1 protein-coding gene is annotated in these 264 nt (G+C 68.9%); it reads left to right on the top strand.

What is annotated here, in order from left to right; translation table 11 throughout:
- Positions 1-264, top strand: a 264-nt coding sequence (locus tag FQ664_RS26230) for a helix-turn-helix domain-containing protein (protein WP_144175906.1), incomplete at both ends; no start/stop codon positions are given.

Here is a 264-nt window from a genome sequence, read left to right as displayed (position 1 = left end):
CCCTTGGCACGGCGGATGGCGGGCGCGATTCGCACCCTGCAACGCAGCTTCCGGCAACCGCTTGATGCGGCCGCGCTGGCCAGCCGTGCAGGCATGGGCAGCGCGCTGTTCTATCGGCATTTCCGTGCGGCAACGGGCCTGTCACCGCTGCAGTACCAGAAGCAGCTGCGCCTGATCGAGGCACGTCGCCTGCTGCAGCGGGGCGGCACCAGCATCTCCGCCACCGCGTTCGCCGTGGGCTACGAGAGCCCTTCTCAGTTCAGC

This window comes from Pseudomonas persica (genome assembly GCF_900291015.1).
Lineage (GTDB): Bacteria > Pseudomonadota > Gammaproteobacteria > Pseudomonadales > Pseudomonadaceae > Aquipseudomonas.
Note: the sequence above shows the minus strand (reverse complement) of the source record. Positions and strands in the feature narration are given on the sequence as shown.